Origin of the sequence: Aromatoleum sp. (assembly GCF_032027225.1) — a bacterium.
In the GTDB taxonomy this organism is placed as follows: Bacteria; Pseudomonadota; Gammaproteobacteria; order Burkholderiales; family Rhodocyclaceae; genus Aromatoleum.
On the sequence record NZ_JAVSMM010000004.1, the window covers coordinates 44917 to 62010 of the forward strand.

Genomic DNA, 17094 nt, shown 5'->3' on the forward strand with positions numbered 1-17094 from the left:
ACACCGCGATCGCGACAAACCCGATCGCGGCCGCCGCCGGCACGAACGGCCCGTCGCTCCCGGCAGCGAGCATGGCCCAGCTCAGGGTCAGCAACACGACCATCGCGAGCTTGGCGCGCGGCGGCACTTCGCGCCGCGTCTCCCAGTGATGCAGCAACGGGCCGAGACGGCGGTGCGAGCGCAGCCAGCGGTCGAGCGACGGGCAGCCGCGCCGGGCCGACCATGCCGCGGCAAGGACGAAAGGCGTCGTCGGCAAGCCCGGCAGGACGACGCCGAGGACCGCGAGGGCGACGCATCCGTACGCGAGCAGCGCGAAGGGCCAGCGCACCCGGTCATCCTGCGTCGCGTCCTTGTGGCGCGCGTGCCGGCGCTGCTCGGCGCCGGCGTCCGCGACTCGAGGCAGTTCCGGCCGCGAAGCGTGACCGGCATGCGGCGACGCGCAGACGTCCGCCCGACCATCGCTTCCGGCGGTACGACCTTCTTCCATCATCGCGTTTTCCTGCGTCCGACCGTCATCCGCTGGTCGCTCCCGTCTTCTGCATGCCTCTCAGGAGGTGCACTGCATCACGCGTGCGCACCGGGTCGCCTTGCGTTTCGTCAATCCTCGCCGCCCGCGACGCGCTGCCGGGCCAGCTATCGTTATCGACCCGACTGCCGGAAAACGCAAATCCGCGCGCTTGCGCCGAGTCCGCCAAAGCCCGTCGCGGCCCCGGGACGAAGTTGGCCGTACCGGCTTCCCGGGCTACTGCCGCAGCGCTCCGACGGGCAAAATCCTCACTGACGCGTTTGCGGTAAAACGACCGGCCCAACCGGCCTTCGACAGCCAGCGTGGCGCAAAGTCGAACGGCCCGCGCGGAACGTTCGCGCTGCAGCAACACTGCGCGCCGCGCATTTTTCCCTTTGAATATCTGCACCGGACCTTGTCCGGGACCGAGATGGAGACGCTGATGAAAGTATTCCAGATGGAGGAAGACTGGTTGCCCGAAAACCTGCGGCTCGGCACGCGCCCCGATCCGCAACCGCGTCGGGGCGAGGTGCGGGTGCGGATGCGGGCGTCAGCGCTGAATTACCGGGACCTGCTCGTGCCCAGGCACGGCTATGGCTCGCGGATGCAGGCGCTGCCGCTGATCATGCTCAGCGACGGGGTCGGTGTCGTTGACGCGATCGGCGAAGGGGTCACGCGATTCGCGCCCGGCGGCCGGGCGTGCCCGCTGTTCTTCCAGAGCTGGATGGGCGGCGAACCGAATTCCGCGCGTCTCGCGCGCAGCCTCGGCTGCGAGATCGACGGCACGATGGCTGAATTCATGGTTCTGCCCGAGGACGGCATCGCCGCCGCGCCGGCGCATCTCGACGACGCCGAAGCGGCAACGCTGCCGACGGCGGCAGTCACCGCATGGCGCGCCCTCGTGACCGAAGGCCGGCTCGCGCCCGGCGACAAGGTGCTGATCCAGGGCACCGGCGGCGTGTCGCTCTTCGCGCTGCAGTTCGCGAAGATGCTCGGCGCGTACGTCGTGTGCACCTCATCGAGCAACGACAAGCTCGCGCGGGCGAAGAAGCTCGGCGCCGACGAGACGATCAATTACCGCGAGGAGCCCGAATGGGGACGGCGCGCGCGAGAGATCGTCGGCGGCGAAGGCCTCGATCACATCGTCGAAGTCGGCGGCCAGGGGACGCTGCCGCAGTCGCTGCGTGCGATCCGCCCCGGGGGCACGCTCAGCATGATCGGCGTCCTCGCCGGGTCCTCACTGAGCGCATCGCTCGGCCTCGTCGTCACGCGCCACGTCCGCCTGCAAGGGATCACCGTCGGCAGCCGCGACGATTTTCTCGCGATGAGCGCGGCGGTTGCACAGCACCGGATGCGGCCTGTCGTCGACCGCGTGTTCGCCTTCGACGAACTGCACGCCGCGCTCGAATATCTCGCGAGCGGCGCGCATTTCGGCAAGGTCTGCATCGCGCACTGATACGCCGGCCGGCGTGGGCGCGACGCAGGCCGAACCGCTCCGTCAGGCCGCTTTGCGCCGGCGCGTCACCGCGAGCCCGCCGAGACCGATTCCGAGGAGCGCCAGCAGGCCGGGCTCGGGAACCGCGGCAACCGGAAGCGCGACCGGTGCCGCGACGGAACCCACATCGAAGAGGAACAGACGGTAGGTGGCGCTGAAGGTCCTCTGCTGGACCGTCTCCTCCCAGACGGCGAAATCGGTCGCTGTCAGCGCAAGCGGAAGCACGTCGTCGAGGCTCCCGATCTCCGCCGAGCCGATGCCGAGGTCGCTCAAACCCAGCTCCGCCTGCTCGAAATCGAGCGAAAACAGCCGCCAGCCGAAGGACGTCGGCGCGTGGCCGGGAAACAGCGACCTGAAATCGACCATGAACTGCGACAGACCCGGCGCGACCGACACCGCGTAAGCGTAAGGACGGTTCGCGCCGTTCCATACCATGCTGTAGCTCGTGACCTGCTCGGCTTTGCCCGACGCGCCGGGCGAGGCCTTCGTCACCGTGACCGTCGCGATGCCTGCATAACTGTCAAGATTCTCGACATCGACGAGCGCCAGCGCCTGAGCGGCCGACGGCAACAACGCCGCCGCTGCGGCAGCCAGTACGAACGGGAACGTTTTCTTCGAGTTAGTCATCCGTGACCTCTGTTTTTATCGGGAAGACGCCCCGGAGGAGCAGCAATTTGCGATTTCAGCATAATTCATGCCATTTCCAAAGATGCTCTTTCCGACAATGACATAGCCGTTAACGTGGGAAAAATACCCGCGTCAACCGTAAAGAATTCCGACACTTTGTTACCCCGCCGAAGAACTGCGGACGTCCACCGGGAAGCGGACGGAGGCAATATCTGCATGTCGTCGATTCGCTGCCGCGAAACGTTGAATGGGCAGCAGTCCGTTTTTTCCGCAGTCCGAAGTCCCGCGCCGACCGTCCTTCCCGCCGGTCGCGCCGTCCGGAGTTGAAACTCGACATGTTTTCGCATCTTCGTTACTGGCTGGCCCTGCCGCTGCTGATCGTCTTCGCGTGCGCGCAGGCCGCGCCGTCCAATCCGCCGTCGCGCGTCGGCCGTCTTTCACTGCTCGACGGCGACGTCTCGATGCGGCGCGAGGACGGCCGCCGATGGGAAGACGCGACGCTGAACTGGCCCTTGACTGGCGGCGACGAAATCGCGACCGGGGACGACGGTCTCGCCGAAATCCGGATCGGCTCGAGCGCGCTGCGCCTTGGCAACCGGACCGCCGTCGACATCCTGAGGCTCGACGACGAGCGCATCCGCGTGCGGCTCCAGGAAGGAAGCGTCGCCGTTCGCCTCCGCAGTGCGGAGCGGGCTGCCGCGATCGAAGTCGAAACGCGACACGGCCTCGTCGCCCCGCTCGGCCCCGGACAATTCCGCGTGGATCACGACGACGCGACGGTTACGCTGACGAGCTACCGGGGCGACGTCAATTTCCGCTCGGACGACAGCGACATCGTCGTCACGCAGGGGCGGCGCGCCGATGTCTACAGCGGCGAAGGAACGAGCGTGCGCTGGAACGCCCCCGAGCACGACGACTTCGCGGAATGGGTGCTCGCGCGCGACGAGCGCGACGATGCACTCGGCACGCCCCGACATGTGTCGCCGGAAATGACCGGCGCCGAGGATCTGTACGAATACGGCGACTGGCGCAGATCGGACGAATACGGCGAGATCTGGTACCCGCGCGACGTCCCGTCCGGCTGGGCGCCCTATCGTTCCGGGCGCTGGGTTTCGGTCGCGCCGTGGGGCTGGACCTGGGTCGACGACGCCCCGTGGGGCTTCGCGCCGTTTCACTACGGCCGCTGGGTGCTGCTCGGGCAGCGATGGGCGTGGGTGCCGGGGCGTTATGCCGCGCGACCCGTCTATGCGCCGGCGCTGGTCGTGTGGCTGGGGATGCCGGGCGTCGTCGTGTCGTCGGGGCCCGCGTATGTCGGTTGGTTTCCGCTCGCGCCGCGGGAAATCTATCTACCGAGCTACCACTACAGCCGGTCCTACGTCCGCGAGATCAACATCACCCACGTCACGAACGTCGTCGAGATCACGCGCGTCGAGCGCGACCGGCGGCATGCGCGCTACGCGTACCGCGACCATCGCAACGCGGTGACGCTGGTCCGCGGCGACGTGCTCCGCGAGTCCCGCCCGGTCTTCCGCGACGCGAGACGGCTCGACGACGATCGCTGGCAACTTCCCCGCGTCGCCACGCCCGTCCCGCCCTTCGAGCCGGTGCGCAACTTCCGGCAGGAGCGCAGCGAACGCTCGCCCGAGAAAGACGTTCGCTCGGAGCGGCGCACGGCGCCGGACCGCGACGACCCCGACGACCTTCGCCGCCGCCAACGCGATGCTGCGCGCGACCGGGATGTGCGCTCATCGGTCGCCGGCGAAGACAGGCGTCCTGCACCGCTCGAACCCTTCGGCACGATCCCGCGGGAACGCCGTGACGATGGTCGCGATCGCGATCGCGACCAAGTGCAACGCGATGCCGAGCGCCGCGAACGCTTCCGGGAGTCGCGCCAGCAAGACGGGCTCGTGCCTCAACCGCGGCAGTCGCCGCCGGAACGCGAACAGCGCCTGAACGCACCGCGGCAGCAGGAACAGGAAAGACGGGAACGGGACCCGCAACAATTGCGCCAGCAGCAGTTGCAGCAGCTCGAAGCCCGGCGCCAGGCGGAAGCCTCGCGGCGAGAGGAGCAGCAACTCGAGCAGCGCAGCCGGCAGGATCTGCAGCAGCGGACCGACGAACGACGTCGCGAGCAGGAACTGCGCGATCGCACGCAACGTCAGTTCGAGCAGCAGCAGCGGCGGGACGCGCAGGAGCGACAGCGTTTCGACGAGCAGCAGCGCGAACACGGGCGTGACCGGCACGAGCAGCGTCAGGCGATCGAGCAACAGCGCGAGCTGCAACGGGAACAACAGCGGCTCCAGCAACAGCGCTCCGCTCAGGAACGGGACGCGCGACGCCGGGGCGGGGAGCCGGGCGGGCGGGACGACAGGGACATGTCCCGGGATCGCCCGTAACCGTCGCGGACGGCGCGACGAGGAAGGGCTGCGCGTGAGGCGGCGGCCCTTCCACGAATGCTGCGGCGCAGCGGTTGCTTTCGTATCGTTCGCGCTCTATCGTGGCGTGCCCGTCGCATCCGCCCCGATCGCCTTGTCGTCCACCTCCCCGAAACTTCGCTCCTTTCCCGATCGCGTGCGCCAGATCGCGCTGTTCGAACTCGGCGGGCTCGCACTGATCACGCCGCCGTTCACATGGGCGAGCGGCGTCCCCATCGCCGACTCGATCGGATTGCTCGCGGTCATCGCCTTGATCGCTGCAATTTGGAACGGCTGCTACAACTTCTGCTTCGACTGGGTCGAAGGACGCTTGACCGGCCGGCCCGCCGATCGCCGTCCGTTCCGACTGCGCGCGCTGCATGCGATCGGCTTCGAAGGCGGACTGCTGATGATGAGCCTGCCGGTGATCATGGCCTGGACCGGCATGAGCTCGCTCGAGGCGCTGCTTGCCGACATCGGGCTCGCGAGCGCGTACGTGCTGTATGCCTTCGGGTTCAACTTCGCGTACGACCGCATCTTTCCGATCGAACAGGACAAGGCTGCGGCCGGTGCCAATTAAGGACATGCCACCGCGCGATCTCCCGTCGGCGCTGCCGCGGATCGAACACGACGCCGATCTGCAGTCGCTGAACACCTTCGGCTTGCCGGCGCGCGCGCGCCAGGCCGCATCGATCACCGACGCCGCGCAACTCGCCGCGCTCGCCGCCCGTCCGGACTGGCGCGAGACACCACGGCTCGTGCTCGGTGGCGGCAGCAACGTGATCCTGACCGGCGATTTCGACGGCCTCGTGCTGAAAGTCGCGATCCCGGGCCGCCGTCTCGTCAGCGAGGATGCGGACGCGTGGTACGTCGAAGCAGGAGCCGGCGAGAACTGGCACGAGTTCGTGCGATGGACGCTCGACCAGGGCTGGCCCGGTCTGGAGAACCTGTCGCTGATCCCCGGCACGGTCGGCGCGGCACCGATCCAGAACATCGGTGCGTACGGCCTCGAAATCGCCGATCGCTTTCATGCATTGACCGCGGTGCCGTTCGAACCCGGTCCCGCGCTGCAATTGACCCGCTCGGACTGTCGTTTCGGTTACCGCGACAGTGTGTTCAAACATGAGATGGCGCGCGTCGCGCTGATCACGTCGGTGATCTTCCGCCTGCCGAAACACTGGCAGCCTGTCGCGCGCTACGCGGACCTCGCGGCGGAGCTCGACGCGCAGCGCATCACCGAGCCGACGCCCCGCGCCATCTCCGACGCGGTCGTCGCGATCCGCCGCCGCAAGCTCCCCGACCCTGCGGTGATCGGGAACGCGGGCAGCTTCTTCAAGAACCCGATCGTCGACCGTCCCACCTTCGCCCGGCTCGCGGCCGACCATCCCGACCTGCCCCACTATCCGCAGCGCGATGGCAGCATCAAGCTCGCCGCGGGCTGGCTGATCGAGCGCGCCGGCTGGAAGGGGCGAAGCCTGGGCCCCGTCGGGGCCTTCGAGCGGCAGGCGCTGGTGCTCGTCAACCGCGGCGGCGCGACCGGCACCGACGTGCGACGCGCCTCGGCCGCAATCCAGCGCGACGTCGCGGACCGCTTCGGCGTGCGCCTCGAACCCGAACCCGTTTTCGTCTAGGCCGCCGGCATCGACGCGCTTTCGTTGTTAGAATGCGACGCACATATACCGGCGCGCCGTCTTCCGGCGGCGGCGCGCTTCGTTTGCGGAGATGCTCAATGGGTTCGACCGGCCGCCTGGCGCTCGTCGCCGTTCTGACAGGCCTTCTGTGCCAAGGCCCGTCGGTCCACGCCGCGACGACGGCACGCGAGCATCTGCAACAGGCGGCGGCAGACGGCAAACAGCGCGACAGCCTCGTCCGCGAAGGCCGCAGCGCTTCCTTCTTCTGCGCGAACTGCCATGGCGAGAGCGGCACCAGCCGCTTCCCCGAAGTGCCGAACCTCGCCGGCCAGAATCCGGCGTACATCCTCGCGCAGATCGACGCCTTCCTCGCCGGCAAGCGTCGCGATGAATTCATGGAAGGCCTGATGAAGGTTCTCGGCGAGCGCGACAAGGCGGCCATCGCGCTGTACTACGCGAATGCGCCGGCGCGGCCATCAGTCGCGACCGCCGGTCCGCGTGCCCGCGAAGGCGCGGAGCAATACCGGCGCTTCTGCGGCGCCTGCCACCAGGCGGACGCGCACGGCTCCGAGACCTTCCCGCGCCTCGCCGGCCAGCAGCCGCAGTACCTGCGGCTCAGTCTGAAACGCTACGTCGACAAATCCGGCATCCGGAATTCCACCGAAATGAGCGCCGCAATCGCGCGCCTCGGCGAACCGGACATCGAGCCGATAATCGAGTACCTGGCGAGTCTCGACTAGGCGCAACAGCGCATTTTCGCAGCAGGTCGTCCGGCGGCGATCCTCGGCGCGACCAGTTCCCCACGGGCCGGCCCACTCAGGCGCGGCGGCAATGAGTATCGGGTTGTAATCGCTCCTTGAAGGCGAGCAGATTTCTTCCCTACTCTCTGTCCTATGGACACGCGCCCCTGCTCGTTCTGCAGTCACGAGAATCCGGAAGACGCGAAATTCTGCAACGCGTGCGGCTCGTCGATGCATTTGCAGCTTTGCCAGCACTGCGGGGCGATCGACAACGCGGCCGCGACCGCGTGTTACAAGTGCGGCGCGTCGTTCTCGGGCCAAGGCCAGGATGAAGATGCTCGACAGGAACCCGAAGGGGTCGCGAGCACTCGGGCAGATGTCATGCCCCCCAGTTCGACCGCTTCCGCAAACGCGGCAGCGGCCGCTCGCGCTCTCGACCCGTCTCCGGTCTTTCGCCGCGGGCAGCGGAAAGACGTCGGCGCGCGCGCGCTCCTCTTCGTAGTGATCGCGGCGACCGCGGCGCTTCTCTACCGCGCCTACACCCCCTCCGAAGAAGGAGACGCCGCCGACGCGGAGCGGGCTCGCGCCGCCAGCCCTTCGTCGCCGGGGACGATCGACGCGACGCTCGGCGCCGTCCCTCCCTCATCCGCGATCGTCGCGGCGGAAGTCGTTCCTGTGAGAACACCGCCGCCCTTGCCGGACGTCGCTCCGTCTCCCACAGCCGACGACCCGCCGCTGTCGGTCGACGAGACGCAGCCGACCGCAAGTCGCGAAGCACCAGCCGCCACCGCGGCGGACGGAAGTCAGGCGCCGCCCGGCAGCTATTCGTGCACACCGGAAGTCGCGGCGCTCGGGCTGTGTAACTGAGAATTCGAACAAAACCGAGGGGAGGCAACATCATGAGACACCGGGCAGCCGGGTTGTTGGCGTTCGTCGCGCTCGCGCTCCACGGCGCGGTCGCGTTCGCCGCCGCGGAATTCAAGATCGTGACCGCTTCGGAGCGCGGCACGTACATCCAGATCGGACGCGACATCGCGAAATTCGTCGCACCCAGCGCGGACATCTCGCTCGAAGTCCTGCCATCGGCCGGCTCGGCCGAAAACGTGCGGCGGCTGCGCTACGAGCCGGGCGTGAAGTTCGCGATGGTCCAGTCGGACGTCTACCAGGCCTTCCTCGACCAGGCGAACGAGGGCAACGCCGAGGCCGCACAGGTGCTGCGCCCGTTGCGCGTGATCATGCCGCTCTACAACGAAGAGATTTACTTCATCGTCCGCGCGAACGCGCCGTTCGATTTCGTCCACCAGATCCGGGACGCGAAGATCAACGTCGGCCCGATCGGCAGCGGGACCGCTCTGTCCGCGACGACCCTCTACCGGCAGATGTTCGGTTCGGCGATCCCGGAGAGCAATGCGAGCTTTCTTTCCAACGAGGATGCGCTGGTCAAGCTGCTGACCGAAAAATCGCTCGACGTCGTCGTCGTCGTCGCGGGTCAGCCCGCGAAGCTGCTCGTCGAGATGAAGCCCGAGGTGCGTCAGTACATCAAGCTGCTCAAGCTCGATCGCGATCACGAGGCGACGCGCGCGGCGCTGCGCACTTACTTTCCGGCGACGGTCCGCGCCGCAAACTACCCCAACCTGCTGACGGACGATATCCCGGGCATCGCCGTCAAGGCTTTCCTCGTCACGTACAACTACAACCGCCCGGAGACGATCGGCTACCTGTCGAAGTTCGCCGCGTCGCTGTGCGAGAACTTTCCGAAGCTGCAGGCCGAAGGGCATCCGAAGTGGAGCGAAGTCGATCTCGCGCTGCCGGCTCTCGGCAAGGGCTGGTCCTACTTTTCGCCGATGGAGCGGGAGTTGCGCGGCTGCGCGAACGCGAGGGCGGCGTCGAGGGCTGCGACGAAAACTCGCGCCTGCAGCCAGCAGGAGCAGATCCTGGGGCTGTGCCAGTAGGACGCGGAGATCGGCGGGTGCGTCGCTAGCGCCGGGTCGCCGCCGCGCCCGCATTCGTGGTCGGCGTTGCAAATAGGTCGGGCCGGTCGGGTCTGTTAAGCTTTTCGCCGAACCTCCCGCTGCCGCCCGACCGCGATGCCTTCCGAATTCGACCTGATTCGCCGCCATTTCACGCGCCCTGCCGCACACACCGAACTCGCCGTCGGCGACGACGCGGCGTTGATCGCGCCACGCGCCGGGATGCGGCTTGCCGTGTCCACCGACATGCTGGTGGCCGGCACCCATTTCTTTGCCGACACCGATCCGGAAGCGCTCGGCTGGAAAACGCTCGCGGTGAACGTCTCCGATCTCGCGGCGATGGGCGCCGAGCCGCGCTGGGCGCTGCTCGCCCTCGCGCTGCCGACCGCCGACGAAGCATGGATCGCCGCGTTCGCGCGGGGACTCTTCGCGTTCGCCGCACGTTTCGGCGTCGACCTCGTCGGCGGCGACACGACGCGCGGCCCGTTGAACCTGTGCGTGACGGCAATCGGCGAAGTGCCGGCCGGCGAGGCGGTCACCCGCGCCGGCGCCCGCGCGGGGGATGACCTCTGGGTGACGGGCCAGCCGGGTCGCGCCGCGCTCGGCCTCGCCCACCTGCGGGGCGACGTCGTGCTCGATGCGGACGCCGCAACCTGCTGCCTCGACGCACTGACTCGCCCGCAGCCGCGCGTCGACGCCGGTCTCGCGCTGCGCGGCATCGCGACCGCGATGCTCGACGTCTCGGACGGTCTCGTCGGCGACCTCGGGCATATCCTCGAATGCTCCAACGTCGGCGCGCTCCTCGACGCCGCGACATTGCCGCTCGAGCCGCTGCTCGCGACCGGTGCCGATCCGCGCCTCGCTCGCCGCTGCCTGCTCGCAGGCGGTGACGATTACGAACTGCTCTTCAGCGCTCCGCCGTCGGCGCGCCCCTCACTCGCCGCGCTGCAGAGCCGCCTTGGGCTTCCGCTGAATCGCATCGGCACGCTCACGCCCGACGCCCGCCAGTTGGTGATCCGCGAAGCGGACGGGACGCTGCGCGCGCCCGACGCCCGCGGCTACGATCATTTCGCCTGACGCCTTCCCGAAGTCTCCGCCGCCCTCGCGATGCACGCCTCCTCGATGACGCGCCCCACTCTGCGCCTCTTGCTCAGCCATCCTGCCCATTTCATCTCGCTCGGCTTCGGCGCCGGCCTGTCGCCGCGGGCGCCCGGGACTTGCGGGACGCTCGTCGCCTGGCTGTTCTACCCGCTGCTGCGGACGCCCGTTTCGGACCCCGTGTTCCTCGCGCTGCTCGTGAGCTTCTTCGTCGCCGGCGTGATCTCGGCGGATCGAACCGGACGCGCGCTCGGCGTGTCGGACCACGGCGGGATCGTCTGGGACGAGATCGTCGCGTTCTGGCTGGTACTATTCTTCACTCCGGTCGGACTCGCGTGGCAGACGGTCGCCTTCGTGCTGTTCCGCTTCTTCGACATCGTCAAGCCGCAGCCGATCCGCCTCGCGGACAGTCGCGTGAAGGGCGGCTTCGGCGTGATGCTCGACGACCTCATCGCCGCCGGTTATGCGATTCTCGCGCTCGCCGTGCTGAAACGTTTCCTGGGGTAACTGGATGGACGCCGAACTCGCCACCTTGTCTGCTGAAGTCGGAACCTGGCTCTCCCGGGCGGGCTGGAAGCTCGCGTGCGCCGAATCCTGCACCGGCGGCTGGATCGCGGAAGTCGTCACCGCAACCGCGGGCAGTTCCGAGTGGTTCGACTGCGGCTTCGTCACTTACTCCAACGACGCGAAGCAGGACCTGCTCGCGGTGTCCGGCGAGACGCTCGCGCAGGCCGGAGCAGTCAGTGAGGACACGGTCAGCGAGATGGTCGCCGGCTGCCTCGCACGCAGCCGCGCCGACATCGCGCTCGCGGTTTCGGGCATTGCCGGACCCGGCGGCGGCAGCGCGACGAAGCCCGTCGGCCTCGTGTGTTTCGCGTGGGGGCAGCGCGGCGCTCCGGTCCATTGTGAAACCCAACAATTCAGCGGCGATCGCGAGTCGGTGCGCCGCCAGGCGGTTGTTTTCGCGTTGCGCCGAATGATGACAAATGCATTACTCTTGGCGCGCTGAGCGCCGTTCTGCGCCGCAGCAAGCGCTGTGCCATAATTCGCGAAAGTTTTGAAAGGACAGGACATGGACGACAACAAGGCGAAAGCCCTCGCCGCCGCGCTCTCGCAGATCGAGAAGCAGTTCGGCAAGGGTTCGATCATGCGGATGGGCGACGGAAACGTCGAAAAGGACATCCAGACGGTGTCGACCGGCTCGCTCGGACTCGACATCGCGCTGGGCCTCGGCGGACTGCCGCGCGGCCGCGTCGTCGAGATCTACGGCCCGGAATCGTCGGGCAAGACCACGCTCACGCTGCAGGTCATCGCCGAGATGCAGAAGATCGGCGGCACCGCGGCCTTCATCGACGCCGAACACGCGCTCGACGTCGGCTACGCCGAGAAGCTCGGCGTGAACATCCAGGACCTCCTGATCTCGCAGCCGGACACCGGCGAGCAGGCGCTCGAGATCGCCGACATGCTCGTGCGCTCGAGCGGCGTCGACATCGTCGTCATCGACTCGGTCGCGGCGCTGACGCCGAAGGCCGAGATCGAAGGCGAGATGGGCGACCAGCTGCCCGGCCTGCAGGCCCGTCTGATGAGCCAGGCGCTGCGCAAGCTGACCGCGAATATCAAGCGCACGAACACGCTGGTGATCTTCATCAACCAGATCCGGATGAAGATCGGCGTGATGTTCGGCAACCCGGAGACGACGACCGGCGGCAACGCGCTGAAGTTCTACGCCTCGGTGCGCCTCGACATCCGCCGCACCGGCGCGATCAAGAAGGCCGACGAGGTCGTCGGTTCGGAGACGCGCTGCAAGGTCGTAAAGAACAAGGTGTCGCCGCCGTTCAGGGAAGCGCACTTCGACATCCTCTACGGCGAAGGCATTTCGCGCGAAGGCGAGATCATCGACCTCGGCGTGCAACACAAGATCGTCGACAAGTCGGGCGCGTGGTACGCCTACAACGGCGAGAAGATCGGCCAGGGCAAGGACAACTCGCGCGAGTTCCTGCGTGCGAACCCCGCCCTCGCGCGCGAGATCGAGAACAAGGTGCGCGTCGCCGTCGGCCTGAAGGAGATGCCGACGGAGCCGGCGCAACCGGCCGCTGCGGCCTGATCGTCCGAGATGCCGGAAACCAGCCTGCGGGAACGCGCGGTGCGATATCTCGCGCGTCGCGACCATTCGCGGGCGGAGCTCGCCCGCAAGCTGGCTTCCCACGGCACGCCCGATGAAATCGATGACGTTCTCGACCGCATGTCCGAACTGGGTCTGCTCAGCGATCGCCGTTTCGCCGAAGCCTGGGTGCGCGGCAAGGCGGCGCGTTTCGGCACCTCGCGGCTGCGCCACGAGCTTGCCCGGCGAGGCGTCGCACCCGAGACGGTCGACGAGGCGATCGATGCCGAATGCGGTGACGACGACCTCGACCGCGCGCGCGCCGTCTGGCAAGCGAAGTTCGGCAGCGCGCCCGCGGATGTGCGGGAGTGGGCGAAGCAGGCGCGTTTTCTGCAGAGTCGCGGCTTCGCCGGCGACGTGATCCGGAAGTTATTGAAAGAGACGCCCGATGAGTCTGCTTAAGGTCGACGGCCTGAAAAAGCGCTACAAGACGCGCACGGTCGTCCATGACGTCGGTTTCGAAGTCGGCAGCGGCGAAGTCGTCGGCCTGCTCGGGCCGAACGGCGCCGGCAAGACCACCTGTTTCTACATGATCGTCGGGCTCGTGCGCGCCGATGGCGGCGACATCACGCTCGACGGCGCACAGCTCACGCACCTGCCGATCCACGCGCGCGCGCAGCGCGGACTGTCCTACCTGCCGCAGGAAATGAGCGTGTTCCGCAAGCTCACCGTGGAGGAGAACATCCGCGCGGTGCTCGAGTTGCAGGATATCTCCGAGGAAGAAATCGACCAACGGTTGCAGGAGCTGCTCGAGGAGTTGGGCATCACGCACTTGCGCGCCAACACGGCGATTTCGCTGTCCGGCGGCGAGCGCAGGCGTTGCGAGATCGCCCGCGCGCTTGCGACCGATCCGCGCCTGATCCTGCTCGACGAACCGTTTGCCGGCGTCGACCCGATCGCGGTGCTCGATATCCAGAAGATCATCCGCTTCCTGAAGGATCGCGGCATCGGTGTGCTGATCACCGATCACAACGTTCGGGAAACGCTCGGCATCTGCGACCGCGCGTATATCATCAGCGAAGGGCGCGTCCTTGCGAGCGGCCAACCCGACGAGATCGTCGGGAACGAGCAGGTACGCCAGGTCTATCTCGGCGAACATTTCCGACTTTGAGCCCGACTCCGCCGATCGTGTCATGAAGCCGACCCTACAGCTCAAACTTTCTCAGCACCTGACGCTGACGCCGCAACTGCAGCAGTCGATCAAGCTGCTGCAGCTGTCGACGCTCGAGCTGAATCAGGAACTCGAGCGTTTCCTCCTCGAAAACCCGATGCTCGAGCGCGAGGAAGGCGACGCCGGCGATTTCTCGCCCGCGCCGTCGTCGTCCCCGTCGACCGCCAGCGAAGCCGAAGCCCCCGCGCCGCAGGACGAACGGCGCAACGAGAGCGAGCCCGCGAGCTTCGACGAAGCCGGCGAGTGGGCGAGCGCGGGCGGCTCGTCGTCGAATCGCGACGACGAGGACGACACCGATTTCCAGGAATTCCAGGCCGCCGAGACTTCGCTGCGCGATCATCTCGACCAGCAGGTCAGCCTGTCACCGCTGTCCGATCGCGATCGCGCCCTGGTGCGCTTCATCATCGAGGCGCTCGACGACGACGGCTATCTCAACCAGTCGCTCGACGACCTGCTGCCCCTGCTGCCGCCCGAACTCGAATTCGACCTCGACGACCTGTCGATCGCGCTGCACCACGTCCAGAACCTCGATCCCGCGGGGGTCGGGGCGCGCAATCCGCAGGAGTGCCTGAGCCTGCAGCTGCGCGCGATGCCGTCGTCGCCGGTGCGCGACCTCGCGCTCAAGGTCGTCGACCAGCACCTGGAACTCCTCGCCGAGCGCAACTTCGTCCGCCTCAAGCGCCTGCTCGACTGCGACGACGACGCGCTGCGCGCCGCTCACATGCTGATCTGCAGCCTCGACCCGCATCCTGGCTCGCAGCATTCGGCGCAGGAAATGCGTTACATCATGCCCGACGTCGTCGTGCGCAAGCAGCGCGGACGCTGGGCGGTGACGCTGAATCCCGAGGCGATGCCGAAGCTGCGGATCAACTCGCTGTATGCGAGCATCCTGCAGCAGAACCGAGGTTCGGGCGGTGCGCTGACCAGCCAGCTGCAGGAGGCGCGGTGGCTGATCAAGAACGTCCAGCAGCGCTTCGACACCATCCTGCGCGTCTCCCAGGCCATCGTTGACCAGCAACGGCAGTTCTTCGATTATGGCGAGGTGGCGATGCGTCCACTCACGCTGAGGGAGATCGCAGACCAGCTGGAACTGCACGAATCGACCGTGTCCCGGGTCACGACGCAGAAGTTCATGGCGACGCCGCGCGGCGTGTTCGAACTCAAATATTTCTTCGGCAGCCACGTCGCCACCGACACCGGCGGCGCCGCGTCCTCCACCGCAATCCGCGCGCTGATCCGCCAACTGATCGATGCCGAGGACCGGAAAAAGCCGCTGTCCGACGCGAAGATCGCCGAATTGCTGGGGCAACAGGGCATCGTCGTCGCGCGACGCACGATCGCCAAGTACCGCGAATCGCTCAACATCCCCCCGGTCAGCCTGCGCAAGACGATTTAACGCAAGACGATTTAACAAGAGGAAACATCATGAATCTCAATATCACCGGCCGTCACGTCGAAGTCACGCCTGCGATCCGCGAATACGTCACGAACAAGCTCGATCGCGTCATCCGCCACTTCGACAACGTGACGAGCGTGAGCGTGATTCTTTCGGTGGAAAAGCTCAGGCAGAAGGCCGAAGTGACCCTGCACGTGCGCGGCAAGGACATCTATGTCGAAAGCGAAGACGGCGACCTGTACGCGGCGGTCGACGCGATGGCCGACAAGCTCGACCGTCAGGTGGTGAAGCACAAGGAAAAATCCTTCGATCACAACCACGATGCCCTGAAGCATCAGAACACCGAACTCTGATCTTTACGTCCCCCCCTCGCGGGTGTGTATATAATCCGCGGGTTTCAGCCCCGCTTCAGCACACCCGACGATCTTTCCCGCACCAACGCGGTGCCGGCCTGCCCGGCACCGCGTTGGTCACGAGCAGCATGAGCCTCATAGCCGAACTCCTGCCACCTTCGAATGTGGTCATCGATCTGGACGCGAGCAGCAAGAAGCGCGTCTTCGAACAAGCGGGCTTGCTGTTCGAGAATCATCAGGGCATCGCGCGCAGCGTCGTGTTCGACAGCCTGTTCTCGCGCGAGCGCCTTGGTTCGACCGGACTCGGGCAGGGCGTCGCGATCCCGCACGGCCGCATCAAGGGCCTGAAGGAAGCGGCCGGCGCGTTCCTGCGGCTGGCAACCCCGGTCCAGTTCGATGCGCCCGACGGCCGCCCGGTCAGCATCCTGTTCGTGCTGCTCGTTCCCGAGCAGGCCACCGAGCACCACCTGCAGCTGCTGTCCGAGCTCGCACAGATGTTCAGCGACCGCGAGTTCCGCGAGCAGTTGCTGAACGCGCCCGACGCCGCGACGATCCATTCGCTGTTCGTGTCCTGGGGACCGCATGCGACAGACCAGCGTCGCGCGGCTGTTTGAGGCGCAGCGCGAGCGGCTCGCGCTGACTCACGTTTTCGGCGCCCTCGACCGCACGCTGTCGGTCGCCGAAGACCACATCTGGCCGGCCGATCTCGTCGGCCACCTGAACCTGATCCATCCCGCCCGGCTGCAGATTCTCGGCGCCGCCGAGCTCGCCTGGGCGCAGCGCCAGTCGCGCGAGAAGGTCGCTCACCACCTCAATGAAATCATCGCCGCACACCCTCCGGCGATCATCGTCGCCGACGGGTGCGAGATTCCGCCGATCCTGCGCGGCATCTGCGAGACGGGCGACGTCGCGCTGGTCACGACACCGCTGCCGTCGGCGAGCGTGATCGACCAGCTGCGACTCTTCCTGTCACGCGAACTGGCGGAGAAGATTTCGCTGCACGGCGTGTTCATGGACGTGCTCGGGATCGGCGTCTTCATCACCGGCAGCTCCGGCGCCGGCAAGTCCGAACTCGCACTCGAACTGATCTCGCGCGGTCACGGCCTTGTCGCCGACGACATCGTCGAGTTCTCGCGCATCGCCCCGCACGTGCTCGAAGGTCGCTGTCCGGAGATGCTGAAGGACTTCATCGAAGTGCGCGGCCTCGGCATTCTCAACATCCGCACGATCTTCGGCGAGACCGCGTGTCGCCGGAAGATGCGGTTGCGCCTCGTCGTCCATCTCGAACGCCGCCTGCCCGGCCAGTCAGACCCGTCGCGGCTGCCGATGCACCGCGAAACCCAGACCGTGCTCGGCGTGCCGATCATCCGCGCGATCCTGCCCGTCGCCGCGGGCCGCAACATCGCGGTCCTGCTCGAGGCCGCGGTGCGCTCGACGATCCTGCAGCTGCGGGGCATCGACTCGACGCAGGAGTTCATCGACCGCCAGCAGCGGATGCTGACCGGCGACCTCGACGCGGACTGAACACCGCTG

At 67.2% G+C, this 17094-nt stretch carries 18 protein-coding genes and 2 pseudogenes; 18 read left to right on the plus strand and 2 right to left on the minus strand.

What is annotated here, in order from left to right; translation table 11 throughout:
• Positions 1-46: 46 nt before the first annotated feature.
• A pseudogene (locus ROZ37_RS22065) lies at positions 47-490 on the minus strand (YbaN family protein); the annotation flags it as partial.
• Between the two features lie 457 nt (positions 491-947).
• Here ROZ37_RS22065 and ROZ37_RS06420 point away from each other — a divergent pair.
• On the plus strand, positions 948-1961 hold the full coding sequence (locus ROZ37_RS06420; RefSeq protein ID WP_312658377.1) for an NAD(P)-dependent alcohol dehydrogenase: 1014 nt from the start codon (positions 948-950) through the stop codon (positions 1959-1961).
• Positions 1962-2003: 42 nt separating this feature from the next.
• Here the strand turns inward: ROZ37_RS06420 and ROZ37_RS06425 are convergent, their stop codons facing one another.
• The gene (locus tag ROZ37_RS06425) at positions 2004-2627 is read right to left on the minus strand and encodes a PEP-CTERM sorting domain-containing protein (protein ID WP_312658378.1); all 624 of its coding nucleotides are present in this window, start codon (positions 2625-2627) and stop codon (positions 2004-2006) included.
• Positions 2628-2962: 335 nt separating this feature from the next.
• On the opposite strand from ROZ37_RS06425, the gene ROZ37_RS06430 reads away from it, so the two are divergent.
• The 17 genes and pseudogenes from ROZ37_RS06430 to hprK all read left to right on the plus strand — a co-directional run bounded on the left by ROZ37_RS06430 (position 2963) and on the right by hprK (position 17085).
• Complete coding sequence (locus ROZ37_RS06430; RefSeq protein WP_312658379.1) at positions 2963-5023, plus strand: DUF6600 domain-containing protein; 2061 nt, start codon at positions 2963-2965, stop codon at positions 5021-5023.
• A gap of 133 nt (positions 5024-5156) precedes the next feature.
• Positions 5157-5621 carry a PACE efflux transporter gene (locus tag ROZ37_RS06435; RefSeq protein WP_312658380.1) on the plus strand — a complete coding sequence of 155 codons (465 nt, stop codon included), beginning with the start codon at positions 5157-5159 and terminating at the stop codon, positions 5619-5621.
• A 4-nt stretch (positions 5622-5625) separates the two neighbouring features.
• Positions 5626-6672 (plus strand): UDP-N-acetylmuramate dehydrogenase, encoded by a 1047-nt coding sequence (gene murB, locus ROZ37_RS06440; protein WP_312658607.1) that lies wholly within the window; start codon positions 5626-5628, stop codon positions 6670-6672.
• A gap of 98 nt (positions 6673-6770) precedes the next feature.
• The gene (locus tag ROZ37_RS06445) at positions 6771-7412 is read left to right on the plus strand and encodes a c-type cytochrome (protein WP_312658381.1); all 642 of its coding nucleotides are present in this window, start codon (positions 6771-6773) and stop codon (positions 7410-7412) included.
• Positions 7413-7565: 153 nt separating this feature from the next.
• A pseudogene (locus tag ROZ37_RS22070) lies at positions 7566-7703 on the plus strand (double zinc ribbon domain-containing protein); the annotation flags it as partial.
• A gap of 90 nt (positions 7704-7793) precedes the next feature.
• On the plus strand, positions 7794-8279 hold the full coding sequence (locus ROZ37_RS06450) for a hypothetical protein (RefSeq protein ID WP_312658382.1): 486 nt from the start codon (positions 7794-7796) through the stop codon (positions 8277-8279).
• 32 nt (positions 8280-8311) lie between these two features.
• Positions 8312-9364 (plus strand): TAXI family TRAP transporter solute-binding subunit, encoded by a 1053-nt coding sequence (locus tag ROZ37_RS06455; protein ID WP_312658383.1) that lies wholly within the window; start codon positions 8312-8314, stop codon positions 9362-9364.
• Between the two features lie 135 nt (positions 9365-9499).
• Positions 9500-10459: a thiamine-phosphate kinase gene (gene thiL, locus ROZ37_RS06460; RefSeq protein WP_312658384.1), complete on the plus strand. Its 960-nt coding sequence runs from the start codon at positions 9500-9502 to the stop codon at positions 10457-10459.
• Between the two features lie 45 nt (positions 10460-10504).
• A complete protein-coding gene (locus tag ROZ37_RS06465; RefSeq protein ID WP_312658385.1) occupies positions 10505-10987 on the plus strand; it encodes a phosphatidylglycerophosphatase A in 483 nt (160 codons plus the stop codon).
• Between the two features lie 4 nt (positions 10988-10991).
• Positions 10992-11489: a nicotinamide-nucleotide amidohydrolase family protein gene (locus tag ROZ37_RS06470; RefSeq protein ID WP_312658387.1), complete on the plus strand. Its 498-nt coding sequence runs from the start codon at positions 10992-10994 to the stop codon at positions 11487-11489.
• Positions 11490-11552: 63 nt separating this feature from the next.
• Entirely contained in the window at positions 11553-12584 is a 1032-nt protein-coding gene (gene recA / locus ROZ37_RS06475) for a recombinase RecA (RefSeq protein ID WP_312658388.1), read from the plus strand.
• A 9-nt stretch (positions 12585-12593) separates the two neighbouring features.
• On the plus strand, positions 12594-13043 hold the full coding sequence (recX, locus tag ROZ37_RS06480; protein ID WP_312658389.1) for a recombination regulator RecX: 450 nt from the start codon (positions 12594-12596) through the stop codon (positions 13041-13043).
• Positions 13030-13752: an LPS export ABC transporter ATP-binding protein gene (gene lptB / locus ROZ37_RS06485; RefSeq protein ID WP_312658390.1), complete on the plus strand. Its 723-nt coding sequence runs from the start codon at positions 13030-13032 to the stop codon at positions 13750-13752. Before recX ends, lptB begins: the two co-directional genes overlap by 14 nt.
• Positions 13753-13774: 22 nt before the next feature.
• Positions 13775-15208 carry an RNA polymerase factor sigma-54 gene (locus ROZ37_RS06490; RefSeq protein ID WP_312658391.1) on the plus strand — a complete coding sequence of 478 codons (1434 nt, stop codon included), beginning with the start codon at positions 13775-13777 and terminating at the stop codon, positions 15206-15208.
• Between the two features lie 29 nt (positions 15209-15237).
• Positions 15238-15561 (plus strand): ribosome hibernation-promoting factor, HPF/YfiA family, encoded by a 324-nt coding sequence (gene hpf, locus ROZ37_RS06495; RefSeq protein ID WP_312658392.1) that lies wholly within the window; start codon positions 15238-15240, stop codon positions 15559-15561.
• A 128-nt stretch (positions 15562-15689) separates the two neighbouring features.
• Entirely contained in the window at positions 15690-16175 is a 486-nt protein-coding gene (ptsN, locus tag ROZ37_RS06500; RefSeq protein ID WP_312658393.1) for a PTS IIA-like nitrogen regulatory protein PtsN, read from the plus strand.
• Positions 16144-17085: an HPr(Ser) kinase/phosphatase gene (gene hprK / locus ROZ37_RS06505; RefSeq protein ID WP_312658394.1), complete on the plus strand. Its 942-nt coding sequence runs from the start codon at positions 16144-16146 to the stop codon at positions 17083-17085. Before ptsN ends, hprK begins: the two co-directional genes overlap by 32 nt.
• The last annotated feature ends 9 nt before the right edge of the window (positions 17086-17094 follow it).

Excerpts from the sequence above, each read along its gene's own strand:
- ptsN (WP_312658393.1), top strand. The coding sequence starts at position 15,690 with ATGAGCCTCATAGCCGAACTCCTGCCACCTTCGAATGTGGTCATCGAT.
- ROZ37_RS06490 (WP_312658391.1), top strand. The coding sequence starts at position 13,775 with ATGAAGCCGACCCTACAGCTCAAACTTTCTCAGCACCTGACGCTGACG.
- ROZ37_RS06470 (WP_312658387.1), top strand. The coding sequence starts at position 10,992 with ATGGACGCCGAACTCGCCACCTTGTCTGCTGAAGTCGGAACCTGGCTC.
- hpf (WP_312658392.1), top strand. The coding sequence starts at position 15,238 with ATGAATCTCAATATCACCGGCCGTCACGTCGAAGTCACGCCTGCGATC.
- ROZ37_RS06465 (WP_312658385.1), top strand. The coding sequence starts at position 10,505 with ATGACGCGCCCCACTCTGCGCCTCTTGCTCAGCCATCCTGCCCATTTC.
- thiL (WP_312658384.1), top strand. The coding sequence starts at position 9,500 with ATGCCTTCCGAATTCGACCTGATTCGCCGCCATTTCACGCGCCCTGCC.
- ROZ37_RS06445 (WP_312658381.1), top strand. The coding sequence starts at position 6,771 with ATGGGTTCGACCGGCCGCCTGGCGCTCGTCGCCGTTCTGACAGGCCTT.
- ROZ37_RS06455 (WP_312658383.1), top strand. The coding sequence starts at position 8,312 with ATGAGACACCGGGCAGCCGGGTTGTTGGCGTTCGTCGCGCTCGCGCTC.
- recA (WP_312658388.1), top strand. The coding sequence starts at position 11,553 with ATGGACGACAACAAGGCGAAAGCCCTCGCCGCCGCGCTCTCGCAGATC.
- murB (WP_312658607.1), top strand. The coding sequence starts at position 5,626 with ATGCCACCGCGCGATCTCCCGTCGGCGCTGCCGCGGATCGAACACGAC.
- ROZ37_RS06425 (WP_312658378.1), bottom strand. The coding sequence starts at position 2,627 with ATGACTAACTCGAAGAAAACGTTCCCGTTCGTACTGGCTGCCGCAGCG.
- lptB (WP_312658390.1), top strand. The coding sequence starts at position 13,030 with ATGAGTCTGCTTAAGGTCGACGGCCTGAAAAAGCGCTACAAGACGCGC.
- ROZ37_RS06450 (WP_312658382.1), top strand. The coding sequence starts at position 7,794 with ATGCCCCCCAGTTCGACCGCTTCCGCAAACGCGGCAGCGGCCGCTCGC.
- hprK (WP_312658394.1), top strand. The coding sequence starts at position 16,144 with ATGCGACAGACCAGCGTCGCGCGGCTGTTTGAGGCGCAGCGCGAGCGG.
- ROZ37_RS06430 (WP_312658379.1), top strand. The coding sequence starts at position 2,963 with ATGTTTTCGCATCTTCGTTACTGGCTGGCCCTGCCGCTGCTGATCGTC.
- ROZ37_RS06420 (WP_312658377.1), top strand. The coding sequence starts at position 948 with ATGAAAGTATTCCAGATGGAGGAAGACTGGTTGCCCGAAAACCTGCGG.
- recX (WP_312658389.1), top strand. The coding sequence starts at position 12,594 with ATGCCGGAAACCAGCCTGCGGGAACGCGCGGTGCGATATCTCGCGCGT.